The sequence below is a fragment of the Paenibacillus sp. J31P316 genome, assembly GCF_056269105.1.
This window is the reverse complement of sequence record NZ_JBWDNI010000001.1, coordinates 352982-370209: the sequence shown is the minus strand read 5'-3', so window position 1 is coordinate 370209 and position 17228 is coordinate 352982. Positions and strand designations below refer to the sequence as shown.

Genomic DNA, 17228 nt, shown 5'->3' with positions numbered 1-17228 from the left:
ACATGGGCATACATTGGTATATCATTAGCGCCGTGATCGTCATCGTATTGCAGCGTTATCTGTTTCGGTATTTCGGCATGCGCAAGGTCGGCTATACCCGTTCGTTCAGCGTAAGCACCTGCTTCGAGGGGGACGACGTCGAGATGGTGGAGAAGCTTGTGAACGACAAGCTGCTTCCCGTACCTTGGCTCCGGGTGGAATCGCAGCTTCATGCGGGACTCCGGTTCCAAAGCGATGCCAACTTCGCCGTCAGCAACGGGGAATATTTTCAAAATCATCGCAGCTTGTTCAGCTTGATGGGCAATAAGCAGCTGACGCGGCGACATGCCGTCTCGGCCGCGCAGCGGGGCTGTTATCGGATCTCGAGCGCTTCGCTTACGTTCGGCGATCTGTTCGGTTTATTCAGCACCTGGAAATCCGTGCCGCTGCAGGTCGAGCTGCTCGTATATCCGCTCCCGGCGGACCGCGACTTGATCCAGCTGCCGTCCAGGAGCTGGCAAGGGGATATTGCCGTTCGGAGATGGATCGTGGAGGATCCGTTCGCCATCAGCGGCGTTCGCGAATACCGTCCGGGCGATCCGCTCAAAATGATTAACTGGAGCGCTACGGCGCGCACCGGGGGACTGCAGGTTCACCGTCGCGACTACACGGCGGATTTTCGCCTGATCGTCCTTTTGAACGTCGAGGATCACGCCGGCATGTGGCAGGCCGTCAACGATACGGCCGTCATCGAGCACGGCATCCGGCTTGCCGCGGGCATTTTGCAAATGGCGACCGAACAGGGACTTGAAACCGCTTTCGCTTGTAACGGGCATGAACTGGACAACCCGGGCAGCATCATGACGACTGAGCGGGGAGGCGGGCACGAGCATCTGAATTATTTGTTCGGCCAGCTGTCGAAGCTCGTCATTGCCCGCACGCTTCCGTTCGATGCGATGCTGGAACAGCTTGCGCCGGAGTGGGGCGAACGGAGCGACATCGTCATTATTTCCGCGTTCATGAGCGAACGCATCGAGAACATGATGGCGAAGCTGAGGAAGGACGGCCACGCCGTCGACTGGCTTCCGATCGCGGCAGAGGAGGCGGAGGCGGTATGAGTACGCTGTTAAGGCGCTATGGCGGCAGTCTGATCTTGGGCTCCCTGCTGGAGCTTATGCTTTTCTTCCCGATCGTGCTCGGCGCTTACGTCCTTAAGCCGCCTGGCGCGATGGAACTCGCGCTCGTCTGCTTGCTGCTTCTTGCCGTCTATTGGATCGGTTATGGCCTTAATGCGTTGTTCAAGTTCGTGCATCCTTTTCCGAAATTACTGCTGGGCCTTCTCGTAGCAGCGGCTTGCGGCATCCCTCTTCTGGGCGTTACGGCAGGAAGCATCGTCTTCATGGTGCTTGCCGTATTCTTCGCGTATCGGGGCAGCAGACTTCCGGGAATGCCGCTCGGGGCGCGGCTGGCTTCGCAGGACTTTATCGTCGGCGTCTTTCTTTATTTCGTCGGCTCGCTCGTGGATGTCGTCCGGGATACATTCGATGGGTACCGCGCGCTCTATCTCCTTGCGGGGATGGCGGCGCTGTTCATCTCGCTGTTCCTGACGAACCGGAACATGGTCGGACGCGAGACGCTCTCCGGCGCGGCGAGCCCGACGGTCGAGCCTTCCGTCCGGCGCAATAATCGCATCTTCGTCGGCATCGCCATCGGCGTTGCCGTGCTGATCTCGCTGGCCTTCCAGCAGCAGCATTTGATCAGCCAGGCGTGGCATGCGTTTGCGGATTGGCTGACCGGCCTGTTCAGCGGTAACGGCGACCAACAGCAAGAACCGCCTCCGGTGCAGGACATGACGCCCCCGACTTCGATGCTCCCGCCGGCGGACGAATCCAAGAAGCTGCCGGCTTGGGCGGATTACATCATGTACGGCATCGTCGCTTTATTCGCCCTCGTGTTTCTTTACGTGATCGCCCGGCGTCTGAACCGTCTGCCTGGCTGGCTGAACGACCTTCGCCGAAAGTTTGCAGGATTGTTCCAACGGGATCATGCGGTAACGGCTCGCGGCTACGTCGATGAGGTCGAGCGGATCAAGAGGACGGAGCGGTCATTCCGGCAGCGTTTCGGAAGAAACAAGGAAGACCGGGTCAAATGGAAGGACCTGACGGATAATGAATCGCGCATTCGTTACTTATATCGGCGCTGGGTGGGCAATGCCGTCAAAAAAGGCTTCCCGCATCAGGCGCATCTGACGCCTCGCGAAATTCAAGGCGAGCTGAACGCGAAAGGGTTGGAGACCGTTCCGGCAGCCGCCTCCGAAGCGCTCCTGCAGCAGTACCAGCAAGTCCGCTACGCCGGAGGAAAGCTGAGCGACGAGCAGGTACAAGCATTGGCGGCGCAGCTCGGACAGACCAAGTCCTGACTGTCCGCGGACCGGCATACATAATTATCCATGGACGGGGCAAGCTAAATCGGCAGAAACCGATGCATACCGAGGAGGCACGTCCATGAATAACGATCTGTCGGGACAATCGATCAACAGTCAGCAGCTATCGTACGAGCAGTTTCAGGAGCAGGTGAAGATCAGGCAGGAGCAAGAGCAGCTGAAGGCAAAGGAAGCGCTCAAGAGCGCAGGACTGGACCCGAAGTCGCAGCATTTGCAATCTATCGCCCAAGCGCTCTACAGCGTGGAGAGCGAACTGAAGTTGGCGGAAAACCAAATTCAGATGCAGATGGATGCCCAAAGGCGTCAAATCCAGCTTGTTCAGCAAAAGATCCATCAAGCGATGGCTCAAGTACAGGGCTCCTTGCCGACTGCGGGAAGCGGCCAGTCAACGACGCAAAATTACATGCAGTAATTGAAATAAGGAACGAAATCATCCTTCTTGCCGCCCTGATCGGGGCTATGGCAAGGAGGATTTTTTTGTCTTCAAATCGATGAACCTGACGCAAACATAACATAAGCATTCACTAACGAGTTTTCATGTAATATAATATAACATAACATAGCCTATGAGAGTCGGAAATCATGCGCGGCCGCAAGCCGTGCCGCATTCGGGCCGTCGATTACCGAGGAGGAGAGCGCGATGGATATGGCATCCTTGTTGAACGTTGTCCTCGATCATCCAGAGGGCAGCACACCGGTACTGGCGACCGTTGTACATGTCAGAGGTCACGCCTATCGGAAGGAAGGCGCAGCGATGCTGTTTCTGCCCTGCGGCAGACGAGTTGGAAGCATCAGCGGGGGCTGCCTGGAAGAGGATCTTCAGGCGAGAACCGAAGCGATCTCGGCGACAGGCAAACATGAATGCATCACCTATAACATGAGACCGCAGGAAGATGCCATATGGGGCGAGGCGATGGGCTGCGGCGGAGAAGTCACGATTCTGCTGGAACCCGTAGCCGGCGAACTGCTGCATCTGCTCCGCTTAACGCAGGACTGCCTGGAACAAGGCCTGGAAGCACTGCTGATTCGGGAATGGGATGAGGAATCGATTGCCTACACGTTGACCTGCGGTGACGATGTCTTGCTTGCGGAGGTTCCTTGTCATTCAGATGAAGAAATCGGAACGCCGGGAAGCGTTCGGTCGGCGTTGACAGAAGACGCATCCAAGCGGATGGCTGCAGGTTCTGCACCGCATAGCGGTTATCTGGCCGTGCGGATCATGCCTAAGCCAAGATTGATCTTGTTCGGCGATGGCCAGGACGCCAGAGCGGTTGCCGGATTGGCTGCGGGCATTGGCTTCCGAGTCATTACGGCCGATTGGCGGGAAGGGCGCGGAGAAGGCGAATGCGTAATCGGAACGCCGGCTTTTATCGCGTCGACGCTGCAGATGCACAGCGGTGATTATTTGCTGCTCTGCAGCCATCAGCTGCATCGTGAACGCGAGCTGCTCGAGCTGGCGCTTCCGCTCGGTCTGCGTTATATCGGGGTGCTTGGCTCACGGGCTCGGATCGAGCAGCTGTTCGATGGGCTCGAGCGATCGCCGAACGTCCATGCGCCAGTGGGACTGCCGATCGGCGCGGACGGGCCGCGGGAAATTGCCATCAGCATTGCGGCGCAGCTGATTGCGGTTCGCAGCACTAGGGTGAGCGAAGGGGAGAGGAGGGCGGTATCTTATGAGAATCGGAGCGATATATTTGGCGGCTGGCTTCAGCCGGCGAATGGGTGAGGCGAAGCTTCCGCTCGAGCTTGCTCCGGGCATTACGGTCGGCAGCCGCGGACTTCTTGCGCTTCGCAGCTGCGGCTTCCAGCCGATCGTAGTCGTGGTTCGTCCCGGAGATCCGCTGCTCTGGCTCTATGACAAAGCAGGGAGCTTCGGCAGTCTGCCGAAATTCCGTATTACCCCCTGCAAGGACGCGCAGGAGGGGATGTCGCGTTCGATCCGTGCAGGCGTAGAGGCGCTCTTGCCGGAAGAGCTAGACGCCGTGCTTATCACGCTGGCGGATCAGCCTTTTATATCCGTCATGCAGCTGCAGCGGTTGATAGCGGTCTACAAGGAAGATCCGACGGTCGATTTCGTGGCCAGCGGGAACGGCAAGATTTCGGCGCCTCCGGTTATTTTCAGCAAATCGTTGTTTTCGCAGCTGTGTCAGCTCGAAGGAGATGCGGGAGCCCGGGGCATTCTGCAGTCGCCGGATTATCGGGGAAAGGTCGTTCGCTATGCGTCGGAATGGTCGTTCGTCGATGTGGATACGAAGGAACAGCTCGATAAAGCGCGGCTGATCTGGTCGCAAGTACAAGCGCGAGCGAAGTGAGCGAATGTGGAATCGATGTATGAGATTGGCGTTTTGCGCAAGATTGACGTTTTATGCAAGATTGACGTTTTGTAAGTAATGCGCGTATGGAGCGTAACGAACGTGTGATATAAGCTGACAAAAAACTCTAGCCAATGGGAAGGAGAAGGCCAATGAGCGTCATCTGGCACCCGCAAGATGCGGCGGAAGCCATCCGGCTGAAAGAAACATTCGGTGCGGAAGGCGCATTTATTTCCGGTGGCACCTGGCTTTCGGCGCAATGGGAGAACGGCGCGCATAGACCCGGTCATCTGATCGACGTCTCCAGCATCCCGGCGATGAGGGGGATCGCCGTCCAAGCCAAGGAATTAACGATTGGCGCGATGACGCCGCTGTCCGTCATTCGCAGGGATCCGCTAATCGGCAGATCGATCCCCTTGCTGCGCGAGGCGGCCAAGAACATTGCCGCTCCGTCCATTCGAAATTTAGGAACGCTTGGGGGCAACATTGCCTGCAAGACAGGCGACCTGCTGCCTGCGCTGCTCGTCTGCGACGCTGAACTGAACTGGCATGACGGTCTCCGCCCGTCTGCGGAATCTGCAGCCGATTGGCTGGACGGCATTCGCGGCGGTATGAGACCGTCAACCGGCTTGCTGCTTCAGGTCAAGCTGGTATTAGGAGATGCATCCGAGTTCGAAGGAGGCGCGGAACGCGTCATCGAAGGCTATCACAAAATCGGCCGGCGGGAGGCATTCACCCCTTCGGTCGTCACCGCGGCGTACCGTGCCGTTCTATCGCAGGACGGCGTAATCCAATCAATCCGTCTAGCGGCTGGCGGCGGATTGATGATTCCCCAACGGCTTACGGAATCGGAGGCTTTGCTGCAAGGCCGGATGATGAGCCCGCAGCTGATGGAGCGGCTTTATGAGGTGATTTTGCAAGAAGTGCAGCCAAGGCAGGATGCTTTCGTCTCCTACGAATACCGTAAGCAAACGACGGCGGCCGTCATGTCCGCCGGCTTATGGCAGACTTACCGCGAGGCGGTATCGGCTTAAAGCGCTGCAAGCAGCGGGATGACAGACGACAACCAGCGAAGGAGGGATGAACATGCTGTTAAACCGCCAATCCAGCGGAGAACGCTGGCGCGCCAGACCGGACGGCCCCGGCAAAGTAACAGGCGCGCTTGCCTATCTCACTGACAGGACCGCATCCGACATGCTCATCGGCCGGGTGCTTCGGAGTCCGCATCCCCACGCGGCAATTCTCGCCATTCATGCCGATAAGGCGCGGGCGCTGCCCGGCGTGCATGCCGTGCTGACTTATCGGGACGTTCCCGGCTTGAACGGATACGGTATCGCGGTTCAGGATCAGCCTGTGTTATGCGTCGATCGGGTTCGATATGTCGGAGACGCCGTCGCGGCGGTCGCTGCCGATACGGATGCGATCGCTGAACAGGCGCTGAGTCTGATTGAAGTGGAGTACCGGCTGCTCCCGATCGTGGATAGCCCTGCAGCCGCGCTTGCCGACGGTGCGCCGCGTCTGCACGGGGATGGAAATATATTGCATCGGACCGATTATCAACGCGGGGATGTGGACGAAGCGTTCGCTTCGTGTACGTACATTATTGAAGAGACCTACGATTCACCGCGGCAGATGCACACCTACATGGAAACGGAAGGCGGCTTGTTCGTGCCGGAGAAGGACGGCCGGTTGACCGTACATTCGCCGACGCAGCATGGTTTCATGGATCGGCTGCAGCTCTCGCGGATTACGGCGATGCCGGAGGAGCGGATCCGCATTCTGTCGAGTCCGATCGGCGGTTCCTTCGGCGGCAAGGATGAGCTCAACGTTCAGCCGTACGGCGCGCTGCTCGCGCTGACAACGAATCGTCCGGTCAAAATCCACAATTCCCGGAAAGAATCGGTAAGGGCCGGCTTGAAGCGTCATCCCATGGTGATCCGCATGAAAACGGGCATCGACGAGAGCGGCGCCATTCTCGCGCATCAGGTGCGGATTACGGCAGATACAGGGCCGTACGCGACACTCGGCGCTGAAGTGCTGAACTTCGCAACGGAGCATGTAATCGGTCCCTACCGCTATGGAAGCGTCGAGGTGGACAGCGTGTCGGTCTACACGAACAACGGCATGTCCGGAGAGTTTCGCGGATTCGGAGGCAACCAGGCGATCTTCGCGCTGGAGGGACAGATGGACCGGCTGGCTGATGCGTGCGGCATGGACCCGTGGGACTTCCGGCTTCGCAATATGAGGGAGCCTGATGCGCCCGGACCGTTCGGGCAGCCGATCGCGCCGACGAACGGCGCCAAGCAGGTATGGGATGCGTTGGCGGCTTCGCCGCTATGGAGCGAACGCGTACTTAAGCATGCGGTGAAAGAGAGGGGGCAAACCTCCGAGATCATGAACAATTCGCAGGCGCCATGGCTCAAAACCGGCATCGGCGCCGCGTTCATCATGCATGGAGCCGGGCTCGGCGTGGGCATCCCCGACCCGGGCGGGGGGCGGCTCAAATTGTCCCCGGACGGTAAAATCGAAGCTCAGTTCGGCTACGAGGAATGCGGTCAAGGGCTGCTCGCATCGCTGGAATTAATGCTGATCGAGCAGTTCGGATTTGCCCCTGACGATCTGCGCCTCGTCATCGGCGACACGGACGTCGTGCCTAACAGCGGTTCGACGACTGCTTCCAGAGCGACGACGATGATGTGGAAATCGCTGCAGCATCTGCGTCCGGGATTTCAGAAGGAACTGCTTGCGACAGCCGGCGTCTTGCTGGGACTGCCGGAGGAACGGCTGCGTCTCGGCCGCGGCGGCATTTGGAGCAGCCATGCAACTCGCGTGGGGCACGGCCGCGCGGGCAGGCAAGCTGCCGGCAATCATGTCGACCTCGTCGCTGCAGCCGCTGACCATGCAGCCGGCGGCAATATCGCCAGCGACGCTGCGCGCGGCGATGCGCAGGAGCGGCTGCTGCTTACGTACGAGCAGCTCGCCAGCCGCTCTCCGCGGCCGATCGCTGCCGAGACGTCGTTCGCTTTTCCAGCCTCGCCTTTCCCGAGAACCGGCGCGCACTACTTATATACATTCGCCGCCGTAGCCGTCAAAGCCGAGGTCAATACGTTAACCGGGCGCGTTCGGGTGCTGGAGCAATATCATACCGTAGCCGCCGGTCCGGTCGTTAACCCGCAAGGGTATCTTGGCCAGATCGAGGGCGGCAGCATCATGGCGCTCGGGTACGCGTTGACGGAGGAAGCGCTCATGCAGGATGGGCAGTACGTGACGGCTAATCTGGACACGTATTTGATCCCGACGATCGTCGATGCGGCAGGCGAGATGGCCGTCGAACCGATCGAAGAACTGCCCGAGGGCGACAATTACGGACCGCGCGGCATCGGCGAGATCGGTTCCGTCGGCCTTGCTCCCGCTATCTTGGCTGCCATTCACGATGCGACGGGCAAACGGCTGAACCGGCTGCCGATCGATCCGCAGCGGCTTGCCGAGCGCCCTGCGTTTACCTAGAAGGGAGGAAGGACGATGAAGAAGCAATCCGACTTGCAGCCTACGCCCTCATCCGTCTTTCACTGCACGGTAAACGGCGAAGACGTTCAGCTTCGGCAGCCGGCCGATAAACGGCTTCTGGCGATCATCCGCGAGGATTTGGAGCTGACCGGCACGAAGCGATCGTGCGAAATAGGCCGCTGCGGTGCCTGCATGGTACTGATCGACGGCAAACCGGTCAATGCCTGCCTGACGATGGCGTATCAATGCAGCGGCAAGACGATCACGACGATCGAGGGGCTGGCGCAGCCCGAATCGCTGCACCCCGTGCAGCAAGCTTTTCTGGACGAAGGCGGCTATCAATGCGGCTATTGCACGCCGGGCATGATTATTTCCGTGACCGCGCTGCTGGAAGACATCCCGAATCCGAGTGAAGACGAGATCGAAGAGGCGCTTTCCGGCAATCTTTGCCGGTGCACGGGCTACGGCGGCATCGTCCGCGCCGTCAAGCGCGCCATTGACCAAAGGAGGGAACGACCGTGAATCAACGTGAACGGCATATCGATTATTTACGCAGAAGCATCGAGGTATCGAGACAGGCCAGAGCATCGGGAAACACGCCGTTCGGCGCCATTCTCGTCGATGCCGGCGGCAGCGTCGTGCTGGAGCAGGGCAACATCGAGGTGACGGAGCGCGACTGCACCGGTCACGCCGAAGCCGCATTGATGGCGGCAGCGTCCAAGCGCTTCGCGAAAGAAGAGCTGTGGACCTTCACGATGTACACCTCGACGGAACCTTGCGCGATGTGCGCCGGGGCGATTTATTGGGGCAACGTCGGCACGGTCGTCTACGCGATGGCGGAGGAACGGCTCTCCTCGATGACCGGCGACGATGGCCGCAACTTGACGCTTCAGCTGCCCTGCAGGGACGTCTTCGACCGCGGGCGCAAGCCGATCGAAGTCATCGGTCCGTTCTCGGAGCTTGAACAGGAAGCCGCGTCCGTTCACGAGGGGTACTGGCGATGAACATTCAATTATGGCAGTTGAACACGCTCGGCCGCGAGATATTCGTCCATCAGCTCGGTTCCGTATTCGAGCATTCGCCCTGGGTGGCGGAGAACGCATGGAAGCGCCGTCCCTTCCATTCCGTCAACGAGCTTCTCGAAGCCATGATGCAGGCGGTGCAAGAAGCGCCGGAAGAACGGATCCTCGGTCTCCTTCGCGCCCACCCGGATTTGGCCTCGCGCGTCAGCATGACTGCGGATTCGATAGAGGAACAGCAGTCTGCCGGTCTGGACAGGTTGACGCCGTATGAATTCGAACGGTTCGCCGAGTTGAACGCCGCCTATGTAGAGAAGCACGGTTTTCCGTTCATTATCGCCGTCCGCGGGAAGACGAAAGCGGATATTTTGGCCGCGATGGCTGAACGCCTGAATCATACGAAGCAGCAGGAACGCAGGCAGGCGCTGTTGGAAGTGCAGCGCATTGCCGAGCTGCGGCTGCACGGCCGCATTGAAGAGTAACGACGACGAAGGGGATGACGACATGCTGCAATTAAACAACGGCCGTACACTATACTACGGCAAAGGCGACGTGCTGACTTATCGTACTTATGCGACTCCGCTTGAAGTAAAGCCGATTCCCGAGTCCGCTTTCACGGGAGACGGTAACGTCATTTTCGCGCACAATATTACGTTCGCCGTCAGCAGCGAGCAGCTGATGACCTCGTTCAGCGAAGGCGACAACAGCCGCGTCGTCGCGACGGACTCGATGAAGAATTTCATTTTGCGCCGCGCGGCGGATTACGATGGCAGCACGACGGAAGGATTCCTGGCCTTTATCGGCGAGGCGTTCTTCGAGAAATACGCCCATATCTCGGCTATCGAAATCCGCGGCGACCGGCTTCCGTTCCAAGCGCTGCTCGTCCGGGGTGACGGCGGTCTGCAGGAGAGCGAACTCGTCTATCGCCGTTCTCATAATGATCATGCTTTCGCGGCTATGACGCTGCGACGCGCGGAGGATGGCGCCGACGTCGCGGACCATTGGAGCGGGCTGTCCGATCTGCAGCTGATCAAAGTCAGCGGAAGCTCCTTCTACGGCTTCGTGCGGGACGAATATACGACGCTGCCCGAAAGCTACGACCGGCCCTTATATATTTTCCTCAACATCCATTGGCGTTATCGGGATCTCGCGGATGCGCGGTACGGCGAGCGGGGCGGCTACGTCCCGGCGGAGCACGTCCGCGATCTTGCCCAGCAGGCGTTCCATGCTTATTCGTCGCCGTCCATTCAATATCTGATTACCCGCATCGGGCTGCATATGCTGGACCGCTTCCCGCAGCTGTCCGAAGTGCGTTTCGAATCCAACAACCGGACATGGGAAACGATCGTGGACAAGGACCCGGATACTTCGGCCGGCGTATATACGGAGCCGCGTCCGCCGTTCGGCTTCCAGGGCTTCACCATGACGCGCGAAGATTTGTCGGATCCGCAGTTCCGCTTTGACGCCGACGGACTTTATCCGGTGCAGGCGGAGGCCAAGGAAGTCGCTAAGCCATGAGCGGAGGCGGCAGGCTGACGACGCATGTGCTCGATACGTCACGGGGCGTTCCTGCAGCGGGGCTGCGAATTCGGCTGCTGGTCCATTCCGCGTCCGGCAAAGAACCGATCCTGGTCACCGAAGTGACGACGAACGAAGACGGACGCGTGGATCGGCCGCTGCTTGCCGATGAAGAATTGCACGCCGGCGTGTATGAACTCTTGTTCGACGTAGGCGGGTATTTCGGCGATCGTGCTTTTCTCGATTGGGTCCCGATCCGGTTTACCGTCAACGATCCGAGCGTTCATTATCACGTGCCGCTTCTCGTGGCGCCGTTCGGGTACAGTACGTACCGAGGGAGCTAGGACGGGAGTGCAGGGGGAAGTGCTGATAGAGGCGCAGCAAGAGCAGCGAGTGCAGCAAGGACAGTAGCAGCAAAGGTGCCGCTTTACACGCTTCGGCTTGAAATGCTAGAGTGAAGTCTGAGCATCAAGCCAAGGAGGAGAAGACACCCGTGAGCGACACGCCTTCAACGCACGTACACGCCTATTATCAGCATGCGGAAGACGCCTTCCGGCTGCTTCCGGACGCCATCGGCCAGCTGGAACGGCTGCGCGAGGCATTCCGCAAAGCCGACGAGGATTTCCTCGCCATCGAGCTGAGAACGATGATTGCCCGGCTGGACGAAATCCGCACGCTCCTGGCAGACGGCCCGCAAGGCTGAGGACATGAAAAGACATTCCCGGGTACGCTCAGGAATGTCTTTTTTCTGTTAGATCCTTTTATCGCCATCCGGTCTATAAGCTGCCTTTGCAATCTACTATTCGCTCCCGGGAGGAATGCCCGCTCCATTCGCGCCGGCCAATCATAGAATAGAGGAATGGAAGAGTAGAGGAGGCGTCCACCTTTGCCGGTATTGGACACGGGCTTGCTGTTTAATCGGGAGAAGCGGCGTGCGGCCAGCTTGAGTATCAGTCTATTGAATCGGGGCAGGCAGCAGGCGAGGGCGGTCGTTCAGCTGTATTCGGTAACCAACGGCGAAGGAGATGAGGAGGCCAAAGCAGGCATAGAGACAGGGTACGGTTCCGTGCGAACGGAAACGCTCGCGAATGTTCTTCTAGGTGCCGCCGGACGTGCGAAGAGTCAATATTCGGTTACGCGCGGTGTCCTATTGCCCGCGATTTACGGGATTCGCGTGACGGTCAGCGGCATGTCGGCCGGAGAAGTATCGGCGTCGCTTGCGGAGCTGGACGCTTCGGGCTTCGTGATCGATCAGCGCGTCCTGGAGCCGCAGTCGTCGAACGCGGACGATCTGCTGCATGCCTATGTCGCCAACCACACCCACCATTCTCTCACGGTCATTCAGACCGACACGAATGCTAGAGTCGCCACGATCAAGCTGCCGGCCGGATGCAGCCCGCGAATGCTGGATTTTACGCCGGACGGCAGAGAGGTGTACGTGACCTGCCAAGGGGATAAGACGGTCAAAATCATCGATACGCTCACGCACGAGACGGTTGGCGAGCTGACCTTCCCGGAAGGGGCGGTTCCGTTTGCGCTGGCCATATCGCCCTTCGGTGCCAAAGCTTTCGTGACGACGATGATCCAGGATTACGTCGCCGTGTTCGACACGGATGCCAGGTCGCTCATCAAGCTCCTGCCGCTTCCGAAGGGAAGCGACCCTGCTTCGATCGTGATCTCGCCGGACGGCAAGAAGGCTTATTGCGGTCTGATCAACCATGGGGCCATTGCCATCATCGACACGGAAACGTTAGCCATCGAAGCGACCGTCAAACTGCCGATTGACGCACACCCATCCGCGGTCGCAATTACGCCAGATGGCGCGTTCGCTTATATTACCGACGTTCGTCATGACCGCCTCTATTGCATGCAGACCTCGAAGCACCACTTGGCCGCAACGATTCAGCTGGATGCCGGGAGCGAGCCGCAGCAAGTCATCGTAACGCCGGACGGAGCGCTTGCGTACGTGGTTTGCCGCGGCTCGGACGAAATCACGGCAATCAACGTCACCCGCAACGAAATATTGACCAAGATCGAGCTGCCGAAAGGAAGCAATGCGAGCGATATCGCCATCACCGCGGACGGATTGAAAATTTACGTGACCATTCTGACGTTCGGCTATGTAGCCGCTATCGAAGTGGCCAGTCAATTGCCGATCGCGATTTTGCCTACGGGAAGCTTTCCTTCGGGTATCGCGATTTCGCCGATCTTGCTGCATGGCTGATGCCCGACGTATGCATTCGAGACCGCATCCAACGACGCAAAGCCGCGGAGCAAGGCTGATGCCTGCTGCCGCGGCTTTGCGTGCTTAGCGCTGCACAAAAGCTGACTGCCGTTCATGTTGACGTTTATTTGCCGAGCGGCAGCCATTTCAGCACCTGCTGAATATGCTCGTCCCAGTACTCCCAGTTGTGGTCTCCAGGTCCTTCCTTATACGTAAGCGGAAGTCCCAGTTCTTCGGCGTGCTTGCGGAAGTTGACGTTATCCGCATACAAGAAGTCCTCCGTGCCGCAAACTTGAAATAAGCTTGGGATCGGCTTGCCTGAATCCTTCAACGCTTGCGCGGCCAAGAACAGATTGTTCGGCAGCTGCTTGGCCAATTCCGTATCGCCGTAAATCAGCTTGTAGTCTGCCGGCATCCGCTCTTCGATGGTGGAAATGTCGAGCGCGCCGGACAGGCTGGCTGCGGCAGCGTATTGCTCCGGTTTGTTCAGCGCAAGCTTGAATGCGCCATAGCCGCCCATGGACAGGCCGGCGACGAAGTTATCCTCGCGGCGGTCCGACAGCGGGAAGAAGGAGCGGGCCAGCGCGGGCAGCTCTTCGCTGATGAACGTCCAGTAATCGGCGCCGCTGACCATGTTCGAATAGAAGCTGCGGTTCGCGGCAGGCATGACGACAGCCAGGCCGAGCGGGGCGACGTACCGTTCGATGGACGTGCGGCGAAGCCAAATGGTATGATCGTCGGACAAGCCGTGTAGCAGGAACAGCGTCTTATGCTTCGTTTGCTCCGCCTTCGACGACATGCCGATTTGCGATTGCGCGTTTTGCGGTAAAATAACGTACATCGAGCTGGAGATGCCGAGAACATCGGAGAAGAAGTCGCATTGGATAAAGGCCATTTCAGGTAGAACCTCCTAGTTAGAAGTGCAGGGAATGCGTTGCCGCGGCAGGATGCCGACGGATGCGCCCCTCTCTATTGTACACATCCGCACTGGAACATAAAGGCATAATTCATGCGAAGAAAAAGGTGGGCAGCTATGAGTACATATACAGTGTCGCGACAGCCGTCATTCGTTACGGCGGAGCTTCTGGGCAGGCTGCGGGAGTGGAGCATCAAAGACGTCGTCGTCCTGCGGGACGGCGAACCGTTATGGATCTGGCATGAGAAGGGAGCGGACCGGCTTGGCGCGGTCTATTCGGCCACGAAAAGCTTCGTGTCGGCGCTGATCGGAATTGCGATCGACCGAGGGGATTTGACCGGTATCGAGGAGCCCGTCTCCACGTATTTTCCGGCGCTTGCCGAAGCGGCGGACGAACGCTATGGCCGGATAACGCTCCGGCATCTGCTGACGATGACCTCCGGCCTGGACTGGCCGGATTTCGATAAGCCGTACTGGCAGATGAGGCGTTCCGACGATTGGATCGCGTATATTTTGTCGCAGCCGATGGCGCATGAACCCGGGGGAGCTTTCGCTTACAATTCAGGGGGCTCGCATCTGTTGTCGGCGATTCTCGCTCAGGCGACGGGCGGTTCCGCGTATGAATTTGCGCAGGAGACGCTGTTTCGCAAGCTGAACTTCAAGAAGCCGAGATGGAACAGCTCGCAAGGGATTCACGAAGGCGGCACGGGCCTGCACTTAACGGTGGGCGATATGGCCAAATTCGGCCAGCTGTATTTGCAAGGCGGCGAGTGGGAGGGCAATCGCGTCATCAGCCAAGCGTGGGTGCAAGCGTCGACGACGACGCATCATAAAGGGCTGCAGCATTACGATCCGCCGATCTTCGGCACGTACGGCTACCATTGGTGGGTGTCCGACGCGGCGCATAACGGCACGGTGGATTGCTATTTTGCCAAGGGGTATGGCGGTCAATTCATCTTCGTCGTTCCGTCGCTCTCGTTGGTCGCGGCGATTCGGAAAGAACCGGAGGGCAAGCCGAGCGCCATGTTCGCGAAGCGTCTGCTGTTCGAGCACATCGTGCCGTTCTGTTCATAATCCGTTCAAAATCCATTGTTAAGCTTGGTTCAAGCGCTAATCAAACTAACCTGGATGGATGAAGGAAGGACTGGATCGAATGGATGATTCACGATATAAACAAGAAACAGATCAACTAGAACCCAAGCAGCAAGAACGCACTCAAAAAGAACCCAATCAGCAAGAACCCAAACAACATGAACCACAACAACGCGAGGCGAAAGGCAGCTGGAAGCTTTTCTTGAAGCTGCTCAAACGGACGAAGCCGTCCAAAAGCCTCATCATCACCGCGGTCGTCATGAGCCTTGCCGGCACGCTGATCTCGCTCGTCATCCCGCTGTTCACGAAGAAGCTCGTCGACGGATTCGATATCAGTAGCTTGTCCGTTCAGCAAATCGCTTCGTTCGGCGGGATATTCATCCTGCAGGCGGTCGTCAGCGGATTGTCGATGTATATGCTGAATATGGCCGGCCAACGGCTCGTGGCTAATCTTCGGGACCAGCTGTGGAAGAAGCTGCTGAAGCTGCCGGTGTCGTACTACGACAACAACCGGACCGGCGAGACGATCAGCCGCATGACGAACGATACGGGCGTCGTCAAGCAGCTCATCGCCGAGAACTTCACGGGCTTCCTCACCGGCATGATCTCGGTCATCGGCTCCATCGTGGTTCTCTTCTACATGGATTGGCAGATGACGACCGTCATGCTGGCGGTCATTCCCGTGGCGGCGCTGTTCATGGTCCCGCTCGGCAGACAGATGTATCAAGTATCCAAAGGACTGCAGGCCGAGACGGCCTCCTTTACTTCGACGTTGACCCAGGTGCTCTCCGAGATTCGTCTGGTGAAATCGATGAATGCCGAGCCGCGGGAATACAAGGCAGGCGAGAAAGGGATTAACGGCTTGTTCCGCTTCGGTCGCCGGGAAGCCAAAATCCAAGCCTTGATCGCGCCGCTGATGTTCTTCGTCATGATGATGCTGCTTGTCGTCATCGTCGGGTACGGAGGCATGCGGGTATCCTCCGGCGCCTTGACGGCCGGCGAGCTGGTAGCGTTCATTCTGTATCTCATGCAAATCGTCATGCCGATGTCGCAAATCTCTACTTTCTTCACCCAATTCAAGAAAACGATCGGCGCAACGGAGCGCATTATCAACATTCTCGACTCGCCTGAAGAAAATCACGACCTTGGAAAGCCGGCCGAAGCGGCCGATCAAGCGATTCGCTTCGAGCAGCTGAGCTTCGGCTACAACGACAGCGAGCCCGTGCTCAAAGACTTGACCTTCGACGTGGCGCCAGGCACGGTATCGGCAATCGTCGGACCGAGCGGCGGCGGCAAGACGACGTTGTTCTCGCTATTGGAACGTTACTACGAGCCGACCGGCGGCACCATCAAGCTAGGCGCCGACGATATCGAGGATTTCTCCTTGTCCTCCTGGCGCAAGCAGATCGGATACGTCTCGCAGGAAAGCCCGTTGATCGCCGGCACCATTCGCGAGAATATCTGCTACGGCATCGACAGCGAAGTCAGTCAGGAAACGCTGGAGCGCGCTGCGGAAATGGCGTATGCGCATCACTTCATCAGCGAGCTTCCGAAAGGCTACGAGACGGAGGTCGGAGAACGCGGCATCAAGCTCTCGGGCGGTCAGCGGCAGCGGATCGCGATTGCCAGGGCGCTGCTGCGGGATCCGAAGATTCTGATGCTGGACGAGGCAACATCCAGTCTGGACAGCAAATCCGAAGTCGTTGTTCAAGAGGCGCTTAAAAATCTGATGGCGGGACGAACGACGCTTGTCATCGCGCATCGTCTGTCGACAGTCGTGGATGCGGATCAGATCGTCTTTATGGAGAAGGGCCGCGTGACGGGCAAAGGGACGCATGAGGAGCTGCTCGGCAGTCATGCCATGTACCGCGAGTTCGCGACGCAGCAGCTGCGGCTGCAGGAACAGGACGTCGCAGCCGCGCAAATGCACTGAATTTCGAAACTTTCATTCTCACTGATAATTATTATCACCATTGGCTATACTGGTGGTGAGGCAATAAAACGGGCCGCCTTCTAGGAAAAGGCGGCCCGCAGCTATACGTTAAATTTTCGCTTCGAACGTTTTGCAGTCCGTTTCTTCGGAGTTATGCGCTTCCTTGCCTCGGTTGCTGACCACGTAGATCGAGGACGCGTTGCAGTTGTTGCCCGCTCCCCAATACTTGCAGGAGTTCACTTCGCACAGTACGTCTTTTGCCATGGTTGGTTCACCTCCATCCTT

General features: G+C 58.4%; 18 protein-coding genes. 16 read left to right on the top strand and 2 right to left on the bottom strand.

Annotation, left to right across the window (positions count from 1 at the left end):
- Nucleotides 1-2 precede the first annotated feature (2 nt).
- From AC0YNU_RS01565 to AC0YNU_RS01500, 14 genes are all read left to right on the top strand, one after another.
- Nucleotides 3-1097: a DUF58 domain-containing protein gene (locus tag AC0YNU_RS01565; protein ID WP_475752561.1), complete on the top strand. Its 1095-nt coding sequence runs from the start codon at nucleotides 3-5 to the stop codon at nucleotides 1095-1097.
- The gene (locus tag AC0YNU_RS01560; protein WP_475752560.1) at nucleotides 1094-2398 is read left to right on the top strand and encodes a DUF4129 domain-containing protein; all 1305 of its coding nucleotides are present in this window, start codon (nucleotides 1094-1096) and stop codon (nucleotides 2396-2398) included. The genes AC0YNU_RS01565 and AC0YNU_RS01560 overlap by 4 nt, the downstream gene beginning before the upstream one ends.
- A gap of 85 nt (nucleotides 2399-2483) precedes the next feature.
- Nucleotides 2484-2834 (top strand): hypothetical protein, encoded by a 351-nt coding sequence (locus AC0YNU_RS01555; protein ID WP_475752559.1) that lies wholly within the window; start codon nucleotides 2484-2486, stop codon nucleotides 2832-2834.
- Nucleotides 2835-3062: 228 nt separating this feature from the next.
- A complete protein-coding gene (locus AC0YNU_RS01550) occupies nucleotides 3063-4148 on the top strand; it encodes an XdhC family protein (protein WP_475752558.1) in 1086 nt (361 codons plus the stop codon).
- Complete coding sequence (locus AC0YNU_RS01545; protein WP_475752557.1) at nucleotides 4096-4734, top strand: nucleotidyltransferase family protein; 639 nt, start codon at nucleotides 4096-4098, stop codon at nucleotides 4732-4734. Before AC0YNU_RS01550 ends, AC0YNU_RS01545 begins: the two co-directional genes overlap by 53 nt.
- Nucleotides 4735-4886: 152 nt before the next feature.
- Nucleotides 4887-5768, top strand: a complete 882-nt coding sequence (locus tag AC0YNU_RS01540) for an FAD binding domain-containing protein (protein ID WP_475752556.1) — start codon at nucleotides 4887-4889, stop codon at nucleotides 5766-5768.
- Between the two features lie 52 nt (nucleotides 5769-5820).
- The gene (locus AC0YNU_RS01535; protein ID WP_475752555.1) at nucleotides 5821-8241 is read left to right on the top strand and encodes a molybdopterin cofactor-binding domain-containing protein; all 2421 of its coding nucleotides are present in this window, start codon (nucleotides 5821-5823) and stop codon (nucleotides 8239-8241) included.
- Between the two features lie 15 nt (nucleotides 8242-8256).
- Nucleotides 8257-8763, top strand: a complete 507-nt coding sequence (locus AC0YNU_RS01530; protein ID WP_475752554.1) for a (2Fe-2S)-binding protein — start codon at nucleotides 8257-8259, stop codon at nucleotides 8761-8763.
- Nucleotides 8760-9245: a nucleoside deaminase gene (locus AC0YNU_RS01525; RefSeq protein ID WP_475752553.1), complete on the top strand. Its 486-nt coding sequence runs from the start codon at nucleotides 8760-8762 to the stop codon at nucleotides 9243-9245. The genes AC0YNU_RS01530 and AC0YNU_RS01525 overlap by 4 nt, the downstream gene beginning before the upstream one ends.
- Entirely contained in the window at nucleotides 9242-9742 is a 501-nt protein-coding gene (gene uraD / locus AC0YNU_RS01520) for a 2-oxo-4-hydroxy-4-carboxy-5-ureidoimidazoline decarboxylase (RefSeq protein ID WP_475752552.1), read from the top strand. The genes AC0YNU_RS01525 and uraD overlap by 4 nt, the downstream gene beginning before the upstream one ends.
- A gap of 22 nt (nucleotides 9743-9764) precedes the next feature.
- Complete coding sequence (gene pucL / locus AC0YNU_RS01515; RefSeq protein ID WP_475752551.1) at nucleotides 9765-10778, top strand: factor-independent urate hydroxylase; 1014 nt, start codon at nucleotides 9765-9767, stop codon at nucleotides 10776-10778.
- A complete protein-coding gene (uraH, locus tag AC0YNU_RS01510; protein ID WP_475752550.1) occupies nucleotides 10775-11122 on the top strand; it encodes a hydroxyisourate hydrolase in 348 nt (115 codons plus the stop codon). Before pucL ends, uraH begins: the two co-directional genes overlap by 4 nt.
- 149 nt (nucleotides 11123-11271) lie before the next feature.
- Complete coding sequence (locus AC0YNU_RS01505) at nucleotides 11272-11481, top strand: hypothetical protein (protein ID WP_475752549.1); 210 nt, start codon at nucleotides 11272-11274, stop codon at nucleotides 11479-11481.
- Between the two features lie 183 nt (nucleotides 11482-11664).
- Nucleotides 11665-13002, top strand: coding sequence for a beta-propeller fold lactonase family protein (locus AC0YNU_RS01500; protein WP_475752548.1), 1338 nt, complete (start codon nucleotides 11665-11667; stop codon nucleotides 13000-13002).
- A gap of 124 nt (nucleotides 13003-13126) precedes the next feature.
- Here AC0YNU_RS01500 and AC0YNU_RS01495 read toward each other — a convergent pair whose 3' ends face one another.
- Nucleotides 13127-13897: an alpha/beta hydrolase gene (locus AC0YNU_RS01495; RefSeq protein WP_475752547.1), complete on the bottom strand. Its 771-nt coding sequence runs from the start codon at nucleotides 13895-13897 to the stop codon at nucleotides 13127-13129.
- A gap of 138 nt (nucleotides 13898-14035) precedes the next feature.
- On the opposite strand from AC0YNU_RS01495, the gene AC0YNU_RS01490 reads away from it, so the two are divergent.
- Both AC0YNU_RS01490 and AC0YNU_RS01485 read left to right on the top strand, forming a co-directional pair.
- Nucleotides 14036-14992: a serine hydrolase domain-containing protein gene (locus tag AC0YNU_RS01490; protein WP_475752546.1), complete on the top strand. Its 957-nt coding sequence runs from the start codon at nucleotides 14036-14038 to the stop codon at nucleotides 14990-14992.
- Nucleotides 14993-15212: 220 nt separating this feature from the next.
- Nucleotides 15213-16943 carry an ABC transporter ATP-binding protein gene (locus AC0YNU_RS01485; protein ID WP_475752545.1) on the top strand — a complete coding sequence of 577 codons (1731 nt, stop codon included), beginning with the start codon at nucleotides 15213-15215 and terminating at the stop codon, nucleotides 16941-16943.
- A 108-nt stretch (nucleotides 16944-17051) separates the two neighbouring features.
- Here the strand turns inward: AC0YNU_RS01485 and AC0YNU_RS01480 are convergent, their stop codons facing one another.
- Complete coding sequence (locus AC0YNU_RS01480; protein ID WP_475752544.1) at nucleotides 17052-17207, bottom strand: DUF1540 domain-containing protein; 156 nt, start codon at nucleotides 17205-17207, stop codon at nucleotides 17052-17054.
- Between the last annotated feature and the right edge of the window lie 21 nt (nucleotides 17208-17228).